25 protein-coding genes are annotated in these 22,059 nt (G+C 69.8%); 10 read left to right on the top strand and 15 right to left on the bottom strand.

The window, feature by feature from the left end; all coding sequences use genetic code 11:
- Window positions 1-31: 31 nt before the first annotated feature.
- Window positions 32-838, top strand: coding sequence for a ParA family protein (locus tag ABIE21_RS02965; RefSeq protein ID WP_188509186.1), 807 nt, complete (start codon window positions 32-34; stop codon window positions 836-838).
- 85 nt (window positions 839-923) lie between these two features.
- Here ABIE21_RS02965 and ABIE21_RS02960 read toward each other — a convergent pair whose 3' ends face one another.
- From ABIE21_RS02960 to ABIE21_RS02945, 4 genes are all read right to left on the bottom strand, one after another.
- Complete coding sequence (locus ABIE21_RS02960; RefSeq protein ID WP_354023289.1) at window positions 924-1,472, bottom strand: MerR family transcriptional regulator; 549 nt, start codon at window positions 1,470-1,472, stop codon at window positions 924-926.
- 136 nt (window positions 1,473-1,608) lie between these two features.
- Entirely contained in the window at window positions 1,609-2,307 is a 699-nt protein-coding gene (gene ftsR / locus ABIE21_RS02955) for a transcriptional regulator FtsR (protein WP_436232299.1), read from the bottom strand.
- Window positions 2,307-2,744 carry an FHA domain-containing protein gene (locus ABIE21_RS02950; RefSeq protein ID WP_354023288.1) on the bottom strand — a complete coding sequence of 146 codons (438 nt, stop codon included), beginning with the start codon at window positions 2,742-2,744 and terminating at the stop codon, window positions 2,307-2,309. The genes ftsR and ABIE21_RS02950 overlap by 1 nt, the downstream gene beginning before the upstream one ends.
- Before the next feature lie 174 nt (window positions 2,745-2,918).
- Window positions 2,919-3,509: a CDP-alcohol phosphatidyltransferase family protein gene (locus ABIE21_RS02945; protein WP_354023287.1), complete on the bottom strand. Its 591-nt coding sequence runs from the start codon at window positions 3,507-3,509 to the stop codon at window positions 2,919-2,921.
- 41 nt (window positions 3,510-3,550) lie between these two features.
- On the opposite strand from ABIE21_RS02945, the gene ABIE21_RS02940 reads away from it, so the two are divergent.
- Window positions 3,551-4,375: a DUF1295 domain-containing protein gene (locus tag ABIE21_RS02940; RefSeq protein ID WP_354023286.1), complete on the top strand. Its 825-nt coding sequence runs from the start codon at window positions 3,551-3,553 to the stop codon at window positions 4,373-4,375.
- Between the two features lie 9 nt (window positions 4,376-4,384).
- Complete coding sequence (locus tag ABIE21_RS02935) at window positions 4,385-4,831, top strand: hypothetical protein (RefSeq protein ID WP_354023285.1); 447 nt, start codon at window positions 4,385-4,387, stop codon at window positions 4,829-4,831.
- Between the two features lie 13 nt (window positions 4,832-4,844).
- Here the strand turns inward: ABIE21_RS02935 and ABIE21_RS02930 are convergent, their stop codons facing one another.
- Genes ABIE21_RS02930 through ABIE21_RS02910 form a run of 5 tightly spaced genes read right to left on the bottom strand, consistent with a single transcriptional unit; the run spans window position 4,845 to window position 9,724 of the window.
- Window positions 4,845-5,873, bottom strand: a complete 1,029-nt coding sequence (locus ABIE21_RS02930) for an iron-siderophore ABC transporter substrate-binding protein (protein WP_354023284.1) — start codon at window positions 5,871-5,873, stop codon at window positions 4,845-4,847.
- Window positions 5,874-5,917: 44 nt separating this feature from the next.
- Entirely contained in the window at window positions 5,918-6,733 is an 816-nt protein-coding gene (locus tag ABIE21_RS02925) for an ABC transporter ATP-binding protein (RefSeq protein ID WP_354023283.1), read from the bottom strand.
- A 2-nt stretch (window positions 6,734-6,735) separates the two neighbouring features.
- Window positions 6,736-7,779: a FecCD family ABC transporter permease gene (locus tag ABIE21_RS02920; RefSeq protein ID WP_354023282.1), complete on the bottom strand. Its 1,044-nt coding sequence runs from the start codon at window positions 7,777-7,779 to the stop codon at window positions 6,736-6,738.
- Window positions 7,776-8,717 carry a FecCD family ABC transporter permease gene (locus ABIE21_RS02915; RefSeq protein ID WP_354023281.1) on the bottom strand — a complete coding sequence of 314 codons (942 nt, stop codon included), beginning with the start codon at window positions 8,715-8,717 and terminating at the stop codon, window positions 7,776-7,778. Before ABIE21_RS02915 ends, ABIE21_RS02920 begins: the two co-directional genes overlap by 4 nt.
- 53 nt (window positions 8,718-8,770) lie before the next feature.
- Window positions 8,771-9,724 carry a siderophore-interacting protein gene (locus ABIE21_RS02910; RefSeq protein WP_354023280.1) on the bottom strand — a complete coding sequence of 318 codons (954 nt, stop codon included), beginning with the start codon at window positions 9,722-9,724 and terminating at the stop codon, window positions 8,771-8,773.
- 82 nt (window positions 9,725-9,806) lie between these two features.
- Here ABIE21_RS02910 and ABIE21_RS02905 point away from each other — a divergent pair, with 82 nt between their 5' ends.
- Genes ABIE21_RS02905 through ABIE21_RS02890 form a run of 4 tightly spaced genes read left to right on the top strand, consistent with a single transcriptional unit; the run spans window position 9,807 to window position 12,147 of the window.
- Window positions 9,807-10,595 (top strand): lysophospholipid acyltransferase family protein, encoded by a 789-nt coding sequence (locus ABIE21_RS02905; protein WP_354023279.1) that lies wholly within the window; start codon window positions 9,807-9,809, stop codon window positions 10,593-10,595.
- A gap of 42 nt (window positions 10,596-10,637) precedes the next feature.
- Entirely contained in the window at window positions 10,638-10,994 is a 357-nt protein-coding gene (locus ABIE21_RS02900; protein WP_354023278.1) for an RNA-binding S4 domain-containing protein, read from the top strand.
- Window positions 10,995-11,026: 32 nt separating this feature from the next.
- Window positions 11,027-11,239, top strand: a complete 213-nt coding sequence (locus ABIE21_RS02895; protein ID WP_354023277.1) for a hypothetical protein — start codon at window positions 11,027-11,029, stop codon at window positions 11,237-11,239.
- On the top strand, window positions 11,236-12,147 hold the full coding sequence (locus ABIE21_RS02890) for an oxygenase MpaB family protein (protein WP_354023276.1): 912 nt from the start codon (window positions 11,236-11,238) through the stop codon (window positions 12,145-12,147). Before ABIE21_RS02895 ends, ABIE21_RS02890 begins: the two co-directional genes overlap by 4 nt.
- Window positions 12,148-12,219: 72 nt before the next feature.
- Here the strand turns inward: ABIE21_RS02890 and ABIE21_RS02885 are convergent, their stop codons facing one another.
- Complete coding sequence (locus ABIE21_RS02885) at window positions 12,220-13,725, bottom strand: SPFH domain-containing protein (protein ID WP_354023275.1); 1,506 nt, start codon at window positions 13,723-13,725, stop codon at window positions 12,220-12,222.
- Between the two features lie 68 nt (window positions 13,726-13,793).
- Complete coding sequence (locus tag ABIE21_RS02880; RefSeq protein WP_354023274.1) at window positions 13,794-14,414, bottom strand: TMEM175 family protein; 621 nt, start codon at window positions 14,412-14,414, stop codon at window positions 13,794-13,796.
- Between the two features lie 55 nt (window positions 14,415-14,469).
- Between ABIE21_RS02880 and ABIE21_RS02875 the strand changes: the two genes are divergently transcribed.
- Window positions 14,470-14,874, top strand: coding sequence for a hypothetical protein (locus ABIE21_RS02875; protein ID WP_354023273.1), 405 nt, complete (start codon window positions 14,470-14,472; stop codon window positions 14,872-14,874).
- A 13-nt stretch (window positions 14,875-14,887) separates the two neighbouring features.
- Here the strand turns inward: ABIE21_RS02875 and ABIE21_RS02870 are convergent, their stop codons facing one another.
- Window positions 14,888-15,358, bottom strand: a complete 471-nt coding sequence (locus ABIE21_RS02870; RefSeq protein ID WP_354023272.1) for a VOC family protein — start codon at window positions 15,356-15,358, stop codon at window positions 14,888-14,890.
- Between the two features lie 107 nt (window positions 15,359-15,465).
- Between ABIE21_RS02870 and ABIE21_RS02865 the strand changes: the two genes are divergently transcribed.
- Window positions 15,466-15,972: a hypothetical protein gene (locus ABIE21_RS02865; protein ID WP_354023271.1), complete on the top strand. Its 507-nt coding sequence runs from the start codon at window positions 15,466-15,468 to the stop codon at window positions 15,970-15,972.
- On the opposite strand, the gene ABIE21_RS02860 is transcribed toward ABIE21_RS02865, so the two are convergent.
- Window positions 15,955-16,791, bottom strand: coding sequence for a hypothetical protein (locus ABIE21_RS02860; protein WP_354023270.1), 837 nt, complete (start codon window positions 16,789-16,791; stop codon window positions 15,955-15,957). The genes ABIE21_RS02865 and ABIE21_RS02860 overlap by 18 nt on opposite strands.
- Window positions 16,788-19,385, bottom strand: a complete 2,598-nt coding sequence (locus tag ABIE21_RS02855; RefSeq protein WP_354023269.1) for a DUF4062 domain-containing protein — start codon at window positions 19,383-19,385, stop codon at window positions 16,788-16,790. Before ABIE21_RS02855 ends, ABIE21_RS02860 begins: the two co-directional genes overlap by 4 nt.
- 78 nt (window positions 19,386-19,463) lie before the next feature.
- On the opposite strand from ABIE21_RS02855, the gene ABIE21_RS02850 reads away from it, so the two are divergent.
- Window positions 19,464-20,978, top strand: a complete 1,515-nt coding sequence (locus ABIE21_RS02850; protein ID WP_354023268.1) for an FAD-dependent oxidoreductase — start codon at window positions 19,464-19,466, stop codon at window positions 20,976-20,978.
- Between the two features lie 239 nt (window positions 20,979-21,217).
- On the opposite strand, the gene ABIE21_RS02845 is transcribed toward ABIE21_RS02850, so the two are convergent.
- On the bottom strand, window positions 21,218-22,015 hold the full coding sequence (locus ABIE21_RS02845; protein WP_354023267.1) for a glutamine amidotransferase: 798 nt from the start codon (window positions 22,013-22,015) through the stop codon (window positions 21,218-21,220).
- Between the last annotated feature and the right edge of the window lie 44 nt (window positions 22,016-22,059).

Here is a 22,059-nt window from a genome sequence, read left to right as displayed (position 1 = left end):
TTTAAGACTAGTGAAGGTATCGTCGTTACTCGTGCATGTACTCAGCGTCAGCTCCCTCAAGGGGGGTGTGGGCAAGACCACGGTCACCCTTGGGCTCGCCTCTGCCGCCTTCGCAAAGGGCCTCAGAACCCTTGTCGTCGACCTCGACCCCCAAGCCGATGTTTCCACCGGTATGGATATCGATGTCACCGGCCGACTCAACATCGCGGATGTGCTCGCGTCGCCGAAAGAGAAGGTCGTTCGAGCAGCGATCGCCCCGAGCGGCTGGACCCGCGGGCGGCCCGGCAAGATCGACGTTCTCATCGGCTCGCCATCCGCCATCAATTTCGACGGTCCGCACCCCAGCATCCGTGAGATCTGGAAGCTCGAGGAGGCTCTCGCCAACGTCGAGAGCGACTACGACCTGGTTCTCATCGACTGCGCCCCCTCTTTGAACGCTCTCACCCGCACCGCGTGGGCGGCGAGCGACCGCGTGACCGTGGTCACCGAGCCCGGCCTCTTCTCCGTCGCCGCGGCCGACCGTGCACTGCGGGCGATCGAGGAGATCCGTCGCGGACTCTCCCCCCGCCTGCAGCCCCTCGGCATCATCGTGAACCGCGTGCGCATCCAGTCGCTGGAGCACCAGTTCCGTATCAAGGAGCTGCGCGACATGTTCGGCCCCCTGGTGCTCAGCCCCCAGCTGCCCGAGCGCACGTCGCTGCAGCAGGCGCAGGGCGCCGCGAAACCGCTGCACGTGTGGCCGGGCGAGAGCGCCGAGGAGATGGCGCACAACTTCGACCAGCTGCTCGACCGCATCATGCGCACCGCGAAGATCGGTGACTACAGCGAGGTTCGCTAGACACGCGACATCCGTGCGTCGGAGAATCCGCGCATAGGGAAACCCCGGCTCTTCGGAGCCGGGGTTTTTGTGTACGGGTCGTGAACTAGGAGGCCTTGCTGACGCGGCGCTTGGCCAGTTCGTCTGCCGGGTCTTCCGCGAGCACGGAGTCGAGTTCGATGAGGCTGGTCTCGACCTCGCGCAGGACCTTGCCCACCGCGATGCCGAAGACGCCCTGGCCGCGGCTGACGAGGTCGATGACCTCGTCGTTGCTCGTGCACAGGTAGACGCTCGCCCCGTCGCTCATGAGCGTGGTCTGGGCGAGGTCGTTGATGCCCGACTCGCGCAGCTGGTTGACGGCGATGCGGATCTGCTGCAGCGAGATGCCGGTGTCGAGCAGGCGTTTGACGAGTTTGAGAACGAGGATGTCGCGGAAGCCGTAGAGCCGCTGCGAGCCGCTGCCGGCCGCTCCGCGCACGGTGGGGACGACGAGCTCGGTGCGTGCCCAGTAGTCGAGCTGGCGGTAGCTGATGCCTGCGGCCCGGGCTGCGACGGCACCGCGGTAGCCCGTGGCGTCGTCGTGGTTGGGCATTCCGTCGGTGAAGAGGAGGCCTAGGTCGTAGCGGGATTCCTCGCTACGGCTGAGTTCACTCATGGCTTTGTCCTCTTAACCTTCATCGTGAAGTTGACGCTTAATGTTGTCGAACTCCACGGTACCGAGACACCGGTCGAACGCCCGCACATTCCGGAAAAACGGCCCGGCGTGTCGCACGTGCTGATACTCGACGGTACTACGAATCGAGGCGTGTGAGGGCGGAGCGGATGAGACTGCTGCGAACAATTTCGAGCTGGCTGGCGATCTCGCGCGCCATCTCGGCGGCCTTCGCCCTGCTCGAGGCGTCTTTGCGGCGTGCGACGGGCATCAAGGCGTTCTCGATGAGGCCCAGTTCGCGCTCGGCGGCGGCACGGAAACCGCGCAGGTGGCGCGGCTCGATTCCGGAGCGCTGCAGTTCGACGAGCGACTTCAGCACGGCGAGAACGTCTTCGCCGAAGTTGTCGGCGGCGACGATGAGCGACGCGGAGACCGCGTCGTTCAGCAGCATCGCGTTGGCGCCCGCCTCGCGGATGAGCTCGTCACGTGAGAGCCGGCGCTCGGAGCTGAGCATCGACGGCGCCTGCTGGGCGCCGCGCGGCAGCTCCGGCTGGCGTCCGGCGTCGAAGTCGTCGAGGTAGCCGCGGATGACCTTGAGCGGCAGGTAGTGGTCGCGCTGCATGGTGAGCACGAAACGCAGGCGGTCCATGTCGGAGGCGCTGAACTTGCGGTAGCCCGAGTCGGTGCGCGCGGGGGTGATCAGCTGACGCTCCTCGAGGAAGCGCAGCTTCGACGGGCTCAGATCGGGAAACTCGGGGTTGAGCTTCGCGAGCACCTGTCCGATGCTCAACAGGCCACTGGCCGCAGGCACGCGGGCCTGGGCAGTTGCTCGTGCCACTATTTCGCAGCCGCGTTGGCGAGGTCGACGCGCGAGGCGTAGAAGGTGAGGCGGAACTTGCCGACCTGCACCTCTGCGCGGTCGCCGAGCGGCTCGGTCGCGATGCGCTCACCGTTGAGGTAGGTGCCGTTGAGCGAGCCGAGGTCTTTCACCTCGAAGCTCGTGCCGTGACGCAGGAACTGCGCGTGGCGACGGGAGACGGTGACGTCGTCGAGGAAGATGTCGGCCTCGGGGTGACGCCCCGCCGTCGTCACGTCGGCGTCGAGCAGGAACCGGGCGCCCGCCGTCGGTCCGCGACGGACGATCAGCAGAGCCGATCCGGACGGCAATGCGGCGATCGCCTCTTGTTCCTCAGTGGAGACCTCTCCCTCGAGGGCGGCCAGCTGGGCACCGAATTCGTTGCCGAATGTCAGCGTCGTGTCGTTTTCCTGGGGCACGGTGGCTTTTTCCTCTTGAGCGTTGGTTTCTTCGTCGGGCGGATTCGCGCCTGACTGACTCCGATTTTCTGAATCACTCACGGCGAACCTCCCTAACTAACCTCGTGGCTAGCCCTGCTTGGTTCTCCAGCGTAACGGATACGGACCCCGCTGAGCGGCGAAAGAATGTGCCTGTTAGCGAAGTCGCGCCACCCGGATCGATTCGCGCAGGTAAACGGCGCCCGCCCACCAGTAGAGGAATGCGCCCCAGACGGCGAAAGCCCAGCCGATCGGGTCGGCGATCGGCGCGACCGCGGGAAAGGCCTGACCGAGCATGATGATCGGCAGCGCGTAGAAGAGGCAGAACGTGGCGACCTTGCCGAGGTGGTGCACCGGCAGCGGCCCGTACCCCCGGTTGGCGAGCCCGATGCCTATCCCTAAGAGCATGAGGTCTCGGGCGAGGATGACCGCGAGGAACCACCACGGCACGATGTCGCGCACCGACAGGCCGATGAGCGTGGCGAAGATGAACAGCCGGTCGGCGGCCGGGTCGAGCAGCTGCCCGAGTCGGGTGATCTGGTGGAAGCGCCGGGCGATGACCCCGTCGAGGTAGTCGGTGACGCTCGAGATCACGAGCACGAGGAGCGCGAGCGCGTCGTCGCCGCGGATGATCAGCCAGAGGAACACCGGCACGAGCGCGAGCCGCACGAAACTCAGGATGTTCGGTATCGTCCACACTCGCGAACTGACCGCGTCGCGGGCCGGCTGTTCGCGTTCTGGGGTCACAAATCCCGAGTCTAGCGAGCGGGTGGTCCTACTCTGGGTGCATGAGTCCGCTGGCACTGGTGCTCCTCATCGCCGCGACCGCCTGCGCCGCCGCCTGGGTGCTGTCGCTGATCACGCGCGACCACTCGTGGGTCGACCGGCTGTGGTCGGTGCTGCCGGTCGTGTACGTCTGGGTCTTCGCAGCATCCGCCGGTCTCTCCGACGCGCGACTGAATGTCATGGCGGCTCTCGTCACCCTCTGGGGTGCGCGCCTGACGGCGAATTTCGCCCGCAAGGGCGGCTACACCGGCACCGAGGACTATCGCTGGGGCATCCTGCGGGGTCGGATGCGGCGCTGGCAGTTCGAGCTGTTCAACCTGTTCTTCATCGTGCTCTACCAGAACGCGATCCTTGTGCTGATCACCCTGCCTGCCCTCACCGCGCTCGAGCACACCGCGACGCCGTTCGGGGTGCTCGACGGGCTTCTCGCCGCGCTCTTCGTGGCCCTGCTGGTCGGTGAGACCGTCGCCGACCAGCAGCAGTGGCGGTTCCACGTATGGAAGGCCGCTCAGACCGACGCCCGCCCGCGGTTTCTGCAGACCGGGCTCTGGAGGTTCTCCCGCCACCCGAACTTCTTCTTCGAGCAGGCGCAGTGGTGGGTGTTCTTCGCTATCGGTGCGGTCGCCGCCGGGTCGGTACTGCAGTGGACCGTGCTCGGTGCCGTGCTGCTCACCCTGCTCTTCGTGGGTTCGACGGCGTTCACCGAGAGCATCACCCGCGGCAGGTATCCGGAGTACGCCGACTACCAGGCCACCACCTCGGCGATCGTCCCGTGGCCGCCGCGGCGACGGGATGTCGCTCCGGCGACGGGCACGACCGGCGGGTAGCGTAGGGGGATGTCCTGCATCCGATTCAACACTCCGGCGCAGCGTCAGGCGTTGCGCGACCACGCCCCCGTGATGCTCACCCCCGAGCAGGCGGCGGCGCTGCATCCCGCCCCCGCCGTGACCGAGTCGAAGATCGCCCGGCTGCGGCTGCTGGCCACCCACGCGAACCCGAAGATCCGGGAGAGCGTCGCGAGCAGCTACCACGCGCCGGAAGACCTGTTCGAGACGCTGGCGCACGATCCGGAGGCGAGCGTGCGCGCGTGCCTAGCCCGCAACGAGTCGGTGCCGTGCGACATCCTGCGCTCGCTCGCCGACGACGAGTCGGAGACGGTGCGCGGCTGGCTCGCGGTCAACTATTTCGTGCCGACCGACGTGATGGAGCGCCTAGCGGACGACCCCGACGACACCGTGCGCTCTCTCGTGCGCTGGAAGTCGGAGCTCGCGGCCGCCCACTAGGCGTTCGGCGGTACTACTCCGCGTCGACCACGGCCGCGGCGGCCGAGAGGCTGTCGAGGTAGTCGTCGAGGCCCCAGGTGAGGGAGAGCGCGGTGGGCGGCGACACCGAGGCGACCACCTCGGTTCCGACGACCTGCGCGACGGCTCCCGCCTTGACGGCGGGAATCGCCTGCGCGTAGGAAGCCGCGAGGAACGCTTCCTGCTCGGCCGCCGTGTCGGAGTAGTTCACGACGATGTCGCTGTCGAGCTTGTCGAGCTGCTCGTAGCTGAGCGTGTAGTAGAAGGTCTCGTCGCCGTTGGAGAGCTCGTCGACGGCGGGCGCGTTGACCAGTCCGAGGTCGAAGAGGAACGCGACGCGGGGGTCGGCGGCCTTGTAGACGTAGAAGGTGCCCGCGACGTCCCAGACGGCGGCGACGGTCTTGCCCGCTAGTTCGGGGTGGGCCGCGGCGCTGTCGGCGAGCACCTGGTCGAGGTCGGCGAGCACGGTGTCGGCTTCCTCGCTCTTGCCGAGGGCTGTTCCCACGGTCGTCACGACGTCTTTCCACGGGGTGCTCCACGCCTCACCCTCGTAGGCGACCGTCGGGGCGATCTCGCTCAGCAGCTCGTACTGCTCCTCGGTCAGCCCCGAGTACACGGCGAGGATCACGTCGGGGTCGGCCGCGGCGATCTCCTCGTAGGGCGGGGCCTCGCCGTCGTTCGACAGCACGATCGGGGTGTCGACGCCGAGGCTGTCGAGCTCGTCGCTCACCCAGGGCAGCACGCCGTCGTCGCCGCCGGCGTAGGAGTCGAACGGGATGGCGACCGGCACGACGCCGAGCGCGATCGATGCCTCGGTGCTCCCCCAACCCCAGGTGACGACGTCGGCGGGCGCCTCGTCGATCGTGGTCTCGCCGAAGGCGTGCTGGATGGTGACCGGGAAGGTTCCGTCGCTCGCGGCCGCCTCTCCCTCGTCGGGTTCGGCACTGGACGAGCAGCCGGCCAACGCGAGCGCGCCGACGACTGCGATTGCCGCTGCTGCGCGGAAGGTGAAGCGATGGGACACGGGAAGACTCCTCGGGGGTTGAATGCTGGTAAGGATAGCCTACCCTAGGACGCGACTCGATCGCCCCGATGGAAGCGACCCTTCGGCACCACGAGCGGCGATCCGGACACCGGGTCGGCGACGACGAGGCAGTCGAGGCCGAACGCGGCGGTCACCACCTCCGGAGTGATGACGGCCTCCGGCGGTCCGCTCGTCGCGATCCCGCCGGAGACCATGACGACCAGATGGTCGGCGTAGCGCGCAGCGAGGTTGAGGTCGTGCAGCACCATGACCACGGTGGTCCCGCGCTCGTGGTTCAGGGCCGCGAGCAGGTCGAGCACCTCGATCTGGTGGGCCACGTCGAGAAAGGTGGTCGGCTCGTCGAGCAGCAGGATGTCGGTCTCCTGCGCGAGGGCCATGGCGATCCAGACGCGCTGACGCTGCCCGCCCGAGAGCTCGTCGACGCGGCGGTCGGCGAGTTCGGTCGTGGAGGTCGCCTCCAGCGCGCGGGCGACCGCCGCCTCATCCGTCGTCGTCCACTGGCGGAACCAGCTCTGATGGGGGTGGCGTCCGCGGCCGACCAGGTCGGCGACGGTGATGCCGTCGGGGGCGACCGGCTGCTGGGGAAGCAGGCCGAGCAGGCGCGCGACCGCCGACGAGGGCATCGAGTGGATGTCGCGGCCGTCGAGGGTGACCGCGCCCGCCTGCGGCTTCATCAGCCGCGCGATGCCGCGCAACAGCGTCGATTTGCCGGAGGCGTTGGCCCCGACGATGACCGTGACCTTGCCGTCGGGAACGAGCAGATCGAGGTCGTCGATGACGGTGCGGCCGTCGTAGCCGAGGCGCAGGCCCTGCGCCCGCAGTTCGTGCGGAGTGGTCATGGTCAGTCTCCTCGACCGTTTCGTCCGGGGGCGGCGAGCAGCCAGAGCAGGTAGGGCGCCCCGATGACGCCCGTGATGACGCCGACCGGAACGGTGACGCTGCCCAGAAGGTGCTGGGCGACGAGGTCGGACAGGGTGACGATGACGATTCCGACGAGCGCGCTCGGCAGGAGCGCGAGTCCCCCGGTGGCGACGATGCGGCGGGCGATGGGCGCCGACACGAAGGCGACGAAGGCGATCGGGCCGACGGCCGCCGTGGCGACGGCCACGAGCGCGACCGCGAGGATGAGCAGCACGAGGCGCACACGCTCGGCGTTCACTCCGAGCCCCACGGCGGTCTCGTCGCCGAGCTGCAGCATGCGCAGTCGGGGAACGGTCGCGGCGACGAGCGGCAGCAGAACCGCGGCACAGAGCGCGAGCAGGGCGATCTCGGGCCAGCGCGCGCTGCCGAGGCTGCCGACCAGCCAGACGAGCGCCTCCTGCGCGTCGCGCACCTCGGCCCTGGTGATCATGAAGTTGAGTGACGCGTTGACGATGAACGCCATGCCGATTCCGATGAGCACGAACCGGTAGCCGTTGAGTCCGCCGCGCGCCGCGAGCAGGTAGATCGCCGCTGCGACGACGAGCGCCCCGGCGAACGCGAACAGCGACACGGCGAGACCGCCGAGGCCGAGCACGAGGATCGCGAAGACGGCGGCGAAGCTGGCTCCGCCGGAGACGCCGATGATGTCGGGGCTCGCGAGCGGGTTGCGCAGCAGCGTCTGGAACAGCGCGCCGGCGACCGCGAAGCAGACGGCGGCGAGCATGCCGAGCACCAGCCGCGGCGCGCGGAGCTGCAACACGACGAACGACTCCCGTCCCTCCCCTCCGCCGAGGAGGGTGCGGATCACGTCGGGCACGCTGAGCGAGTACGCGCCGACGCACAGGCTGACCGCCGCGATGACGAGTACGACGGCGGCGAGCACGGAGACGACGACGACGTAGCGGCGGCTGCGGCGTGCGCGGGAGTGACGGACGGCCGCGACCGACGTCTCCACAGCGCTCACAGCGACTTCACCGTCGAGCTGCGTGCGAAGGCGATCAGCACGGGAGCGCCGAGGAAGGCGACGACCAGCCCGGCCTCGAGCTCGCCGGGCGGGGCGACGAGGCGTCCGACGATGTCGGCGCAGACCAGGAGCATGGGACCGAGCAGCAGCGAGTAGGCCAGTATCCAGCGGTAGTCGGAACCGACCAGTCGGCGGGCGATGTGCGGCACGACGAGTCCGACGAATACGAGGGGGCCGGCGAGGGCGGTGGCCGAGCCGCACAGCAGCACGATGGCGAGCGCGGAGGTGACCCTGGCGCGCACGAGACTCTGGCCGAGCCCGCGCGCGACGTCGTCGCCGAGGGAGAGCACGTTGAGCGACCGCGAGGTGACGAACGCGAGCACGGCGCCGACGAGCAGGAACGGCAGCACGACCCCGGCCGTGCCGAGGTCGCGGCCGACGAGCGAGCCGACCGCCCAGAATCGGTAGATCTGCAGTGTGTCGAGATTGGTGACGAGCAGCAGCGTGATGAGCGACGTGATGGCGGCAGTGAGGGCCGCGCCGGAGAGCGCGAGCTTGACCGGTGTCGCTCCCCCGCGGCCGCTCGCGCCGATCGCGTACACGGCCGCCGTCGCGGCGGCGGCACCGGCGAAGGCGAACCAGACGAAGGCCTCCGGCTGGGTGGCGCCGAAGAAGGTGATTCCGACGACGACGAACAGCGAGGCGCCGGCGTTCACGCCGAGGAGCCCTGGGTCGGCGAGCGGGTTGCGCGTGACGCCCTGCATGATCGAGCCGGCGAGGCCGAGGGCGAGACCCGCGAGGAGACCGACGACGGTTCGGGGTACCCGCAGGTCGCGCACGACCACGTGATCGGTGTCTCCCGCGACCGGCGCGAAGACCGCGTCGAGCACGACGGAGGGCGCGATCGCACGCGAGCCGACGGCGAGGCTGAGCAGCACGACGACCAGGAGCGCCGCCGCCAGGGCGACGAACCCGAGCGCGCGTCGCGCGATCAGTCGTTCGACCTTCCGTTGCGCCAGTAGCCCATAAACGCCACCTGACCCCGGTCGATGCCCACGTCGCGCACCAGGTAGCGCCGGATGCTCGTGATGGCGGATGCCTCGCCGGCCACCCACGCGTAGAGGCTCGCGCCCGTCGGCGCGGTGGGCACGTCCCAGAGGATCGCGTCGGGGTCGGCCGACTCCTCGACCGACTGGGCCGAGTCGGCCAGGGTGGAGTCGACGATCTCGGGGCGCGCGGCGACCCAGTCGTGGACGGCCGGCAGCAGGGTGGCGCCCGGTGCGGCGCTGCCCCGTTCGATCCAGGTGACCGACACCCGGGACGAGTGATCGATCGCGATGGCGTCGGCCGCATCCGGAACCTCGATGATGGCGTGCGCCGCGCGTTCGGGTGGAAGCGCCTCGAGAATGGACGCGATGGCCGGTGCCGCGGTCGCGTCGCCCACGAGCAGGAGGTTGCGGGCGGCCCCCGGGTGCCAGTCGCTCCCGGCGTGCGAGTTCTCGCTGCGGGCGTCGGGGCCGATGACGATGATCTCGTCGTCGGGCGCGGCCGCGGCGAGCCAGCGCGCGGCCGGGCCGTCGCCGTGCACGACGAAGTCGACGTCGAGCTCGCGATCACGCGGCCGGATCGCTCGCACCGTGTACACGCGCAGCGGGTTGCGCACCTCGTTGGGCAGGGCCCGCCACTGCGAGTACCAGTGGCCCTCGATCATGGGCTGTTCGTCGTCCCAGCCGCAGTCGCTGAGTCCGACGCCGTCGATCGGGAAGACCAGATTGATGCGCTGGTCGAGGCCGAGGCTGCCGAAGGTGTCGAGGTCGTCGCCCGTGAAGGTGACCCGGGTGAAGTGCTCGCTGAGAACGTTCACCCGCAGCACGCGGACACGGAAGGGGCGGTAGGCCGGCCGGGAATCCGGCACGATGGTCTCCGTCGCGGCGGAAGTAAGCATTGCCTAAGTATGGCATGCCTAACTTTCAACACCAAAGCGGGCTCACGATCGCGCGTCCAGCGAACCGGATTATCCTGAGGCAATGACGAAGCACGGGGCGGAGCCCATCTACAGCACGGCCGTCGGTCTCGGACGCACACTGTTCGGACTGCTGAGGCTCAGACCGACCGTGACCGGCGGCAGGAACCTGCCCGACACGGGCGGTGCCGTGCTCGCGATCACCCACTTCGGCTACATGGATTTCGCCCTGGTCGAGTGGATGATGTTCAAGCGCAACAAGCGGCACATCCGCTTCCTCGCCCAGAAGGGCGCCTTCGACAAGCCCGCGGTCGGGTTCTTCCTCCGCGGCATGCACCACATCTCGGTCGACATGTCGGCCGGAGCCGACGCCTACCGTCTCGCCGTGCAGGCGCTGCGCGACGGCGAGGTTCTCGGCGTGTTCCCCGAGGGCGGCGTGAGCGCCTCGTTCGAGGTGCGCGACCTGAAGACCGGCGCAGTGAGGATGGCTGCGGAGGCCGGCGTCCCCGTCATCCCCGTCGCGGTCTGGGGCGGGCAGCGACTGCTGACCAAGTCGGCCGGCTCGACGCTGCGGGAGAAGTTCGGCCTGCCGATCGGTTTCGCCGTCGGTGCTCCGTTCAGCCCGAAGCCGACGGATGACGCGGCCGAGGTCACCATCGAGCTGCGCGATCGACTGCAGGCACTCGTGCACTCGCTGCAGGACCGCTACCCCGACGAGGGCACCGGCGCCTGGTGGCAGCCGGCGAGGCTCGGCGGAAGCGCGCCGACCCCGGAGGTCGCCGCCGTCGCCGAGGCCGCCCGCAAGGAACGCAAGGCGCGTGAGGCGCGCGAAGCCGCGAGCAAGCGGGACTGAGTGAACGCCGCGACGCCCCCCGGCGGGCCGAGCACGGTCCGCGTGGACAGCTGGATCTGGGCCGTGCGTGTGCTCAAGACCCGGTCGGCGGCGACCGCGGCGAGCAAGGCCGGCCACGTCAGGGTCAACGACGAGCGCGCGAAGGCCGCACAGTCGGTGCGCATCGGCGACGAGGTGCGCGTGCGCACCGGGGAGGGCGAGCGCATCCTGATCGTGCGCCGGCTGATCGTGAAGCGCGTGAGCGCCGCGGTGGCCGCCGAATGCTTCGACGACCTCACGCCGCCCCCGCCGCCCAGGGAGGAGCGCGTCGTGACCGCGGTGCGCGACCGCGGAGCAGGACGGCCGACGAAGAAGGACCGACGCGACATAGAGCGACTGCTCGGCGAACGCCAGCTCTAGCCAGCGGCGATCCGGCGACGTATCGTCGGGACATGAGCGACTCAACCTACACAGCCCGCCTCGTCGGCAGCGCCGGCACCGAGACCGTCGAACTCGAGTTCATCGGAGGTCTGCCCCAGAAGAGCTTCGTCCGAGCCGTCGGGGGCGACTTCGACGACGAGGAGATGATCTGGGAGCTCGTCAACGACGACTCCGAGGGCTACGAGTACCGCGAAGCCGGACGGCCGGGTGCCGACTACTCGTGAGCCGGTTCGCCGACAGCTGGCGTTCCCACCTGCTCACGACCTTCTCGGGTACGAGCGACGGAAACCCGCGCTGGGTCGACCGCATCGCCGAGGGTGACGACGCCGGGTTCTTCGGCCCTGGATCGGCGTCGTGGGCCGTGCACGGCGGCATCCCCACTCTCGTCGCCGGTATACGCGCGCTGCTCATGCAGACGCTGCACCCCGGTGCGATGGCGGGCGTCCACGACTGGTCGCGCTACCGCGAAGACCCGCTCGGACGCCTGTCGGGCACGATCCAGTGGCTCGTCACCGTGACCTTCGCCGACACCCGGGTCGCCGTGACCGAGTCGTCGCGCGTCGGCCGCTTCCACGAGAGGGTGAAGGGCAGCTACACGGATGCGCGCGGCGAGATCCGGCCGTACTCCGCCGGCGACCCCGAGCTGCTCTCCTGGGTCCACGTGGTCTTCACCGACTCCTTCCTCGCCTGCCACGAACTCTGGGGCGGGGCCATCCCCGGCGGCGCAGACGCGTACGTGCGCGAGTGGGCGAAGGCCGGGGAGCTGGTCGGGGTAGTCGACCCGCCACGGTCGGAGGCCGAGCTGCGCGGTCAGCTGCGCGGCTTCTCCGAGGCGGGCCTCCTGAAGAGCGACGAACGCGTCGCGGAGGCGGTCCGGTTCATCCGCAACCCGCCGCTGCGCCGCAGCATGATGCCCGCGTACCGCGTGTTGTTCGCGGGCGCCGTCGCGTCGATCCCCCGCGAGTACCGCGAGTTGCTCGGGCTGCGCCGCTCCCCGCTGCCCGTGGTGTGGGCGACCGGGTTCGTGCTGCGCTTCGTCGGGTACCTGCTCGGCACGAGGTCGACGTCGGAGGTCGCCGCGCGGGGGCGGATCGCGCGGTTGGAGGCGCTTCGACAGGCTCAGCGACCGTAGGCGGGCTCAGCGACCGTAAACGAGAACCGCCCCCGCCGAGACGGCGGGGGGCGGTTGTCGGTGCGGCCACGATCAGATGGTCGGCTCGGTAGAGGCCTTCGCCACCTTGGGAGCCTTCGCGGCGCCCGCCTGCTGACGGGGCAGCTGTGCGCCGAGGGCGTCGCCGACGGCGGTTCCCGTCGCACGGCCGGTGACGATCTCGGCGATGTCGATGCCGGTCAGGTCGCGCACGATCTGGGTGGAGGTCGCGAGCTGGGAGGCGACGTTCTGCCCCACCTGCTCGGAGCCGCCGCCGTCGGACGAGATGACCGTCATGTTCTTGATCGCCGCGAGCGGCTCGGCGGCCGCACGCACGATCTCGGGCAGCTGGGCGATGACCTGCTGGCGCAGGAGGTCGTCGGCGCGCTCCTCGAGCGCCTCGGCCTTCGCCCGCGTCGCCTCGGCCTCGGCCGAGCCCTTGACGCGGATCGAGTTGGCCTCGGCCTCGCCCTCGGCTCGCAGCGCCTCAGCGGCTGCGATACGACGGTTCTTCTCGGCGATACCCTCGGCCTCGACGGCCTCGGCGCTCGCCTTTCGGGCGTCGCGGTTGGAGTCTGCGGCGGCGACGGCCGCCGCGGCGCTCGCCTCGGCGTTCTTCAGCACCGAGTAGGCCTCGGCGTCGGCGACGGCGCGGATCTCCGCGTCGAGCTCCTGCTTGCGCAGACCCACCCGTGACGCGGCGTTGATCTCGTCCTGCGCGATGACACCCTGCTGGGCGATCGACTCGGCGAGCGGGCGTGCGGCGGCCGCCTCGGCGCGGGCCTTGTCGGTCTCCTTCTGGATCTCGGCGTTGCGCAGGTCGAGCTTGCGCTGCTGCTCGGCGACCGCCTGGTCGGCCGAGATGCGTGCCTCTTCGGAGGCCTGGCGGGAGACGGACTCGGCGATCTCGGCGACCTGCTTCACGCGGGCGGCCTCGGCGCGACCGAGGTCGCGGATGTAGCCGTTGTCGTCGTCGATCTCCTTGATCTGCAGCGTGTCGATCTGGAGACCCTGCACGTCGAGCGACTCGCGTACAGCCTCGAGCACCTGGCCCTGCAGCGCGGAGCGGTTCGTGATGATCTCGGTCACCGTGAGCTGGCCGACGATGGAGCGGACGGAACCGCTCAGCACCTCCTCGGTCGAGGTCTCGATCTGGTCCTGCTGGTTGAGGAATCGCTGGGCGGCGGCGCGCACCATCGACTCCGACCCGCCCACCTTCACCACGGCGACGGCGTTCACCTTGATGGTAATGGCGTCCTTGGTCTGCGCGGTCGCCTGCACGTTGAGCTGACGGCTGCGCAGGCTGAGCTTGAAGTGCGCCTCGACGATGGGCATCACGAACACCCGCGAGCCGAAGACCACTCGCTGGCCGCCGTTCTCGTCTTCGGCGTCGCCCGTCTTCTTGACGGTCTTCTGCCTCGAGGTGACGATGATCGCCTCATCGGGCTTGGCGACCTTGATGCCGCGCAAGAGGGTGAGTAGGACGATGAGAACGACGACGACGACAACGGCGATGATTCCGCCGGTCACGATCGCATCCGGGGGCAGGGGGGTATCCATGTGAGCTCTCCTGTGTGGGTGTGATTGCCCTCCCAGTATGTCTGAGAAAGCCTCGCCACGTACGAGGACTACTCGGAGACGGCGTCGGAGCCGCGGATGCGCCTGGCCGCGAACGCGCCGATCCACCCCGCGGGCACCAGCAGCAGCAGCGCCCACAGGCCAACGTCGGGAAGCACCAGCACGATGACGAGAATCACCAGCAGCGCCACTGTCGCAGAGAGGCCGGGCGCGATGGTGAGCGTGCCGCGCACCTCCTCGGCCTGGATCGACGGCGTGCGGATGGCGATCCACTGCTGCGCCGTGCTGGCGGCGGAGGTGACGAGCATGGTGCCGACGTAGAGCCCAGAGGCCACCGGGTGGTCCACGCCGGAGAACGCGATGAGCTCGGTCGGGAAGGGCAGGAACGCGATGCCGAGCATCCAGACGAAGTTGACCCAGAGCAGCGGCGTCGTGAAGCCGACCAGCTGGTTGAACATCGCGTGGTGTACCAGCCAGAACCGGCAGATAACGGCGAAGCTCAGAACGAAGGCGAAGAGGTCGTTCCAGTGGTCGGCGAGCAGGCCCGCGGCGCCGGCCGTGTCGACGCTCGACGCCGTGTCGACGAGAGGCAGAACGAGCAGCGTCGCGGCGATGGCGACCACGGCGTCACTCAGATTGACGATCCGGTCGAATCCGCGCTGGGCAGCCATTCCCCGATTATGCACCCCCCGAGACAAACCGGAACGGCGGTGCTACGTTCGTGGCGTGGCAGAGCACTGGATAGCCTTCCACCGTCCGGGCGACGGGGATCTCACCGGGTACCTCGATCCCGTTGACGACAGCGCGTTCGTCCCGCTCAACCTGATCGGACACCCGCTCGGCGAGGCGGGCACACGCACCGAGGCGGAATCGGTTCTCGCCGACCGCGGCCTCACCTCTCTCGCCAATTACTGGTGGGCGCGCGCCCCACGGCCGATGCCGCAGAGCGGTCTCGACCTGAGGGCGCCGGAGGACGACTGGGAGTGGCGCCGGTTCGTCATCGTCGACCTCGACAAGTCGACGTGCACGGTGCGCCTCGCGCTTCCCGAGCCGGAAGAGGAGGAGGCGACCGCCGAGGTCTCGCTGCCCGCCGACGACGTGCTGCGCATAGGACCCCCGCACCGCGACTAGCCGCGCCGAGCGATCAGGCGTTCTCGAGATCGGCGATCACGATCTTCTGCATCCCCAGCATCGCCCGCATCACGCGTCCCGCCCGCGCGACGTCGCGGTAGCCCAGCAGCTCGCCGAGCACGGGAGGGACGATCTGCCACGACAGGCCCCACCTGTCTTTCAGCCAGCCGCACTGCCCGGCCTCTCCCCCGTCGCTCGTGAGCGCATCCCAGTAGAAGTCGATCTTGTCCTGTGTCTCGGCCGTGACGTACAGCGAGATCGCCTCGGTGAACGCGAACTGGGGGCCGCCGTTGAGCGCCTGGAAGTCGAGTCCGTCGAGCACGAACGTCACCGACATCGCCTCCCCGGGGGTCGCAGGCTCTGGGGCGCCGTCCGGATACCGGGCCACCGAGACGATGCGCGAATCGGGGAACAGCGAGACGTAGAAGTTCGCGGCCTCCTCGGCCTCCGAGTCGAACCACAGGAACGGACTAATCGACGACATTGCGTGCTCGCTTTCGCTTGGGGCTGTACCGAGACCTGCGTGCGACCCGCTCGGGAGCGACCGAGTCGCGGCTATCGTATCCACCCGCCCTCGCGCAGACTAGCCCGATGGACACGTCACCCCGCCCCACGCCCGCCCAGCTCGTGCCGTACCTGAAGGAGCGGGTGTACGTCACGTTCATCGGACTCGCGGTGCTGCTGGCGCTGAGCACCCACGCCGCCGACGTCGATCCGCTCACCGCGGTCGGGTCGCTGCTGGTCGCGGCGATCGGCGCGGGACTCGCCGGGCTGGTCTCCGAGGTGATCGCCCACCTCGCCGTGCACACCCACCTCCCGGATGCCGCGGAGTTGCGCTACCTCGTGCGGGTCTCCGCGGGGGCGCTCGCCACGGTGGCGCTGCCGGTCGTCGTGCTGCTGTTCGCCGTCGCCGGCCTCGTGCCGATCGAGATCGCGTTGGGCATCGCGATCTGGGTGATGGCGCTCACGCTCGGCGCGGTCGGCTACATCGCGGTGTTCCGGTCGCGGCTGACCTGGTGGACGAAGCTCGCGGTGTTCGCCGCGCTGCTGCTGCTCGGACTCGTCGTGATCGGCGTGCAGCTACTCGCTCACGGCTGAGCCGGTGCGTGCGCTGCGGCGCTCGCACCAGAGGTAGAAGGCGGCGAACCCGACGAGTGACACGGCGATACCGAGCACGAAGGCCGGTGCGGCGAGGCCCGACGTGGCCAGGTCTCCCCGCGCCAGCACGAGTGCCGCCGTGATGAACACCAGGCTCACGATCTGCGCCTGGAAGATCGAGCGGAACGCGCTCCAGCGCGAGTCTGCCAGCAGCCAGAGGTTCACGACCCCCGGCAGGGTGAGCACCGCGCCGACCACCCGGGCGGTGAGAGGCGTGAGCTCCCACGCCCAGACGCCGGCGACGATGCCGGGAGCCACGAAGACCACCAGACCGCAGACGAGCGACACCGCGCCCACCCCCGCGACCATCACGCGCGGCGCCAGAGGGATCCGGTAGTCGCGCTCGTCGGCGGTGGAGGGGTCGGCACGCCAGTTCAGCACTATCGCCACGGCGACGAGCACCGGTGTCGTGAAGTAGAGCGTGGCCCAGGTGACGAACGAGACGTGGCCGAAGTGGAAGCGATCCCAGTGCAGCAGGGTGGCCGCGGCGAGGAGGGCGGCGAACACGAGCACCGCCGGAAACCCGTACTTCACCCGATGCCAACGCCCGGCCCGCAGCACGGAGACGAAGAACCACACCCCTCCGGCGTACGCCGCGGCCAGCAACATCGCCGTGAGCGATGGCACGATCGTCCAGGCGAACAGCGTGTCTGTGTCGCTCGGCAGCAGGTACAGCAGCACCCAGGCGACGACGAGGAACGGCAGCACGATCGCCGCGACGACGCGCGTGTACGGATGGATCGCGTCGTCGCGCTTCACACGACGGCCTCGCTCAGCGCCTCGCCGATCGCCTCGCCGATGGTGAGCAGGCGCCCCTCGGAGCGCGCGGTCGCGAACTGCTCGGCGGCCGGCCCGGCCTCGATGCCGTCGACGAGCCGCTGGTGGAAGGAGAACGCCGGCGCGTTGTAGAGCCCGCTCTCCTCGCGCAGTCGCTCCGCGGCGCCGAGCAGACGGCCGGCGCGGGCGATGCGGCCCGTCGAGGCCGCGACAGCGACGAGCCCCTCGAGCCCGTAGGCGACCCCGTCGTCGTGCGCCAGTCGGGCGGCGATCGACAGGCTCTGTTCGAAGCATCCGGATGCCACGTCCAGCTCCCCGAGGAGCAGACGGGCCCAACCGAGGTGATGCAGGGCGATGCACTCGCCGAGTTCGTCGTGCTGGCCGCGGGCGATCGCCAGGCTCTCCTCGAAGCGGTTGCACGCACCGTGCACCCGGTTCTGGAACAGCCCGACCCTGCCGAGCGTGACCAGCGCCATCGACTCGCCCCACAGGTCGCCCGACTGGCGGAACAGCGCGAGGCTGATCTCGAGCTGTTCGTCGGCTCGGGCGACGTCGGGCTGCTCCGCCGCCAGCTGGGCGAGCGCGAGCGACACCCGCGCGAGCGCCTCGCCGCCCGGCTCGTGCACGGTGCGGAACAGTTCGGCGCTCTCGGTGAGGCCGCCCACGACGAGGCCGTCCGGGTCCTGCCAGAAGGTGATCGCGCGGGTGAAGTAGAGAGCTATCGCCCGCGACCTGTCGGTCAGCGGGTCGTCGGCGTCGAGCACCTCGTCCATCCAGCCGCGCACCTCGCCGAGCAGGCCGCCGACCCACCAGTAGATGTAGAGGGTCCAGGCGAACTCCGCGGCGCGCTCCCAGTCGGAGCGGTCGAGCAGGTACCGTTCTGCGGCGCGCAGGTTCTCCTTGTCGGCGGCGAGCCGCATCACGAGGGCGCGTTGCCGACCGCCCTCGAGTTCGAGCTCGATACTGCGCCCGAGGTCGATGTAGTACTCCACGTGCCGTTCGAGCACGGCATCGAGCCTGCCGTCCGTCTCGAGCTGCTCGAGCGCGTACTCCCGCACCGTGGCGAGCATGGAGAAGTGCGAGAAGCCGTCTCTGTCGTCTTCGCGCACGAGCGAGTTGTCGACGAGGTTGCCGAGCCGCGTGACGACGTCGCCGTCCGAACCGTCCGCCACCGCCTCGGCCGCCTCGAGGAAGAACCCGCCGGCGAAGACGCCCAGTGTGGCGAGCAGCTCGCGCTCCGGGGCATCCAGCAGCTCGGTGCTCCACTCGATCGTGCGACGCAGTGTCTGCTGGCGTTCGGGCCGGTCACGCATGCCGCCGACGAGCAACGGCAGGCGCCGATCGAGGCGCTCCAGCATCGTCGCGGGCGACAGGCTGCGGATGCGGGCGGCCGCGAGCTCGATCGCGAGCGGCACGCCGTCCAGCGCCGCGCAGATGCCGACGACCGCCGCGGCGTTCGACTCGGTGAGCTCGAAGTCGGGTTTGACGGCGTGCACCCGCTCGACAAAGAGGGCGACCGCGGCGGTGGAGCGCAGCTCGTCGAGGCTCGCCGTCGCTCCCGCCTGCGGCAGCTCGAGGGGGCCGACCGGAAAGCTGCGTTCGGCCGACACCCGTACGAGACTCCGGCTGGTGAGAAGCAGTGTGAGCGCTGGCGCTGCCGCGAGCAGGGTGGTGAAGACCGGCGCGGCGTCGAGCACCTGTTCGACGTTGTCGAGGATCAGCAGAAGCCGGCGATTGCGCACCGCCATCACGACCTTGTCGGCGAGGGGCGCGTCACCCGTGTCGCGCACCCCGAGCGCCGCGGCGATCGCGTTGACGACGAGCGACGCCTCGCGCACCGGGGCCAGGTCGACGAAGGTGACCCCGCCGGTGTACTCGTCGCCCACCCGCTCCGCGGCCGCGATCGCAAGCCGGCTCTTGCCGATGCCCCCCGGCCCGGTGAGGGTCAGCATGCGGATGGCCGGCATCCGCAGCATCCGCTCCACATCGTCGACCTCGCTCTCCCTGCCGATCAGCGGGGTGAGCGGGGCCGGGAGGGTGCTGCCGACGGGCTCTGCCGCTGCGTCGACCTGCTGTGCCGCGGGACGATCTTCGCGGCTCTGGTCGAACCGTTCGGCGAGCAGCGTGGCGAGATCGGACTCGATCAGCCGGCCGAGCTCTCGAGCGTTGGCGAAGTACTTGAACGACGCTCCGTCGTCGGTGCGGATGCGGTCGAGCAGCTCGGTGAGGCGGGGCTCCCGCTCGTCAGCTGGTTCGCGGATGTAGATGAGCTTCGGGAGCGCGGGCGCCAGGTTGTACTCGTCTTCGAGCCCGGACACCTCCTCCCCCGGCGCCACCCAGCCATAGCGGTTCCAGTACAGGCCGACGAACACGTCGCTCTGCTCGAGGTAGGCGCGGTACAGGCTGCGCGGCGGGTGCGGACGCGCGCCCAGTTCGAACATGACGGGCGCGAGGTGCAGCCGCTCGATCGCCGTGCGTGCCGACTTGCGTTCCGCAGCGAGCTCCTTGAGCGTCGAGCTGACGAAGACCCGCAGGCGTTGGTCGGGCGTGCGGATGCGGTCGGGCGGGCGATCCATGAGAGGAATTGTGGCCGCGGATGGCGCGCGCTGTCTAGGCCGTCGCGCTGGGCCGCTCAGGAGAGTAGGCCTGAGGGTGTGTCTGAGAGTGTGTCCGCCGAGCCGTCCGTAGCGACGAGGCCCGTCGTTGTGCTCGCCGTCGACGACGCGGAGTCGCGCCGCGCGATGGCAGCCGCCCTCGAGCGGCGATTCGCCGCCGACTACCGCGTGGTCGCCGGGCCCGGCCCGTCGGCGACGGCGGCCCTCCGAGCGTCGGCCGCGACGGGCGAACCGGTCGCCCTGTTCCTCAGCGACGACCCGACCGCCGAGCCGTTCGCGGAGACCCGCCGTCTGCACCCCGACGCCCGGCGTGCGCTGATCATCGAGTGGGGGTCGTGGGCAGACGAGGCGACGACGACCTCGGTCGTGCAGCTGCTGGCCACGAATCACATCGACTACTACGTGATCCGCCCGCGGCTGAGCCCCGACGAGTACTTCAACCGGGCGATAACCGAGTTCCTGCTGGAGTGGCAGCGCGCCACCCGCGAGCACTTCGACATCACCTCGCTGCGCGGCGACCCGCGTCGCGCGGAGGCACACGGCCTCTCGACGGCGCTGCCCACGACGACCGTCGACCTCGCGATCGTGGGCGCCGGCCCTGGCGGTCTAGCTGCGGCGGTGTCTGCAGCCTCGGAGGGGCTGCAGACCGCGGTGATCGAGCGCGAGGCGGTCGGCGGGCAGGCCGGGTCGAGCTCGCTGATCCGCAACTACCTGGGCTTCTCGCGCGGGGTCTCCGGCGCCGAACTGGCCGACCGCGCGTACCAGCAGGCGTGGGTGTTCGGTGCCCGGTTCGCGCATGCCCGCGAGGTCGTCGGCATGACGACGTTCGACGAGGGCTTCGTGCTCGAGGTCGCTCCGGGCGAGCTGCTGACGACGCGCAGCGTGCTGCTCGCCTCAGGCGTCTCGTACCGTCGCCTCTCGCTGCCTGCGCTCGACCCGTACCTCGGCACGTCGGTGTTCTACGGGGCGGCGGCCGGAGAGGCGAAGGCGCAGACCGGGCGCGTGGTCTGCGTCGTCGGGGGCGGCAACTCGGCCGGGCAGGCGGCGCTGCATCTGGCGCGCTACGCGGCATCCGTCTCCATCGTGGTCCGCGGCGCGACGCTCGCCGAGAGCATGTCGCAGTATCTGGTCGAGGAGCTCGCGGCGGCGGGCGTCGTCATCGTCACCGAGGCGAAAGTCGTCGGCGGTAGCGGGTCGGCGGGGGCGCTCGAGAGCATCGTCCTGCGCGACAGGGTGACCGGCGTCGAGTCGACCGTGCGCTGCGACGCGCTGTTCATCACGATCGGGGCGGCCCCGCACACCGGCTGGCTCGCGCCCGAGGTCCTGCGCGACCAGTGGGGCTACGTGCTCACCGGTCAGGACATCATCGCCGAGGCGGGTCGGCGCGCGTGGCCGCACGACCGGCTGCCGTCGCCGCTCGAGTCGTCGCTGCCCGGGTTCTTCGTGGTCGGCGACGTGCGGCGCGGATCGGTGAAACGGGTGGCGTCGGCGGTCGGCGAGGGCTCGGTGGTGGTGAGCGCCGTGCACGCGTTCCTGGCGCAGAACGCCCGCTGACTCGCAGAGCAGAGGGGCAAACTTCGGCTGCTCAGCAGGAGGCTGAACGTCGAAACATTGCCCCGCCAGCGTCGGCGCAGAGCAGAGGGGCAAACTTCCGCTGCTCAGCAGGAGGCTGAACGTCGAAACATTGCCCCGCCAGCGTCGGCGCAGAGCAGAGGGGCAAACTTCGACTGCTCAGCAGGAGGCTGAACGTCGAAACATTGCCCCGCTGCTCGACGGGTGATGACGCCGTCGTGTCAGGCCGATGTAGGTCGGCGGAACCTCTCGACGAAGGCACGCACGAGCGCGGGAGGCTCGGTCACGCTCGACCCGTTGATCGTCGCGACCACCTCGTCGTAGGTGTCCGGCGCGAAGTAGCCGTTGTCGCTGTAGATGCGCAGCCGGGTGAGGATCGAGGCGCGCGACAGCTCGGGGTGGAACTGCGTGGCGTACACGTTGCGGCCGAGCCGGAAGGCCTGCACCGGGCAGGCCGTTCCGCTCGCGAGCAGCACGGCGCCCTGCGGCAGCACGGCGCACGCCTCCTTGTGGCCGACGTACGCGTCGAACTCGGCCTGGAGCCCGGCGAAGAGCTGGTCGGCCGCGCCGTCGTCGGTGATGGCGATGCGGGTGGGTCCCGCGACCTCGGGGGTGCTGTCGTCGACGACGCCGCCGAGACGGCTGGTGAGCAGCCCGATGCCGTAGCAGGCGCCGAAGAAGGGGAAGTCGCGTTCGATGACGTGGTCGATGAGTGCGCCGAGCTCGGTCTCGACCCGGAGCTGCACGGCGGACTTCTGCTCGACCGGGTCGCTCGCGTTGAACGGGCTGCCGCCGACGATGATGCCGGAGTAGTCGTCGAGGTCGATGGGCGGCAGCGACCCGGCCTCGAGGCGGATGCGCACGAGCTCGTGCGGCTGCAGGCCGCCGGTGGCGAGGAACGACGCGTACTCGTCGTCGGCCGCCTCGTCGTCGGCGCGGGACGCGAGCAGCAGGAACGGCTTGATGCCCGTGCGCACGTCGGAGTCCGAGCGCTCCAGGGTGTGCGCTCGGCTTGTCATGCTCCCATCCTCCGACATCCGTCCGGCGGGCGTCGGTTCGTGAC

Source organism: Conyzicola nivalis, from assembly GCF_040548875.1.
In the GTDB taxonomy this organism is placed as follows: Bacteria; Actinomycetota; Actinomycetes; order Actinomycetales; family Microbacteriaceae; genus Conyzicola; species Conyzicola nivalis_A.
This window is presented reverse-complemented; position numbering and strand designations above follow the sequence as displayed.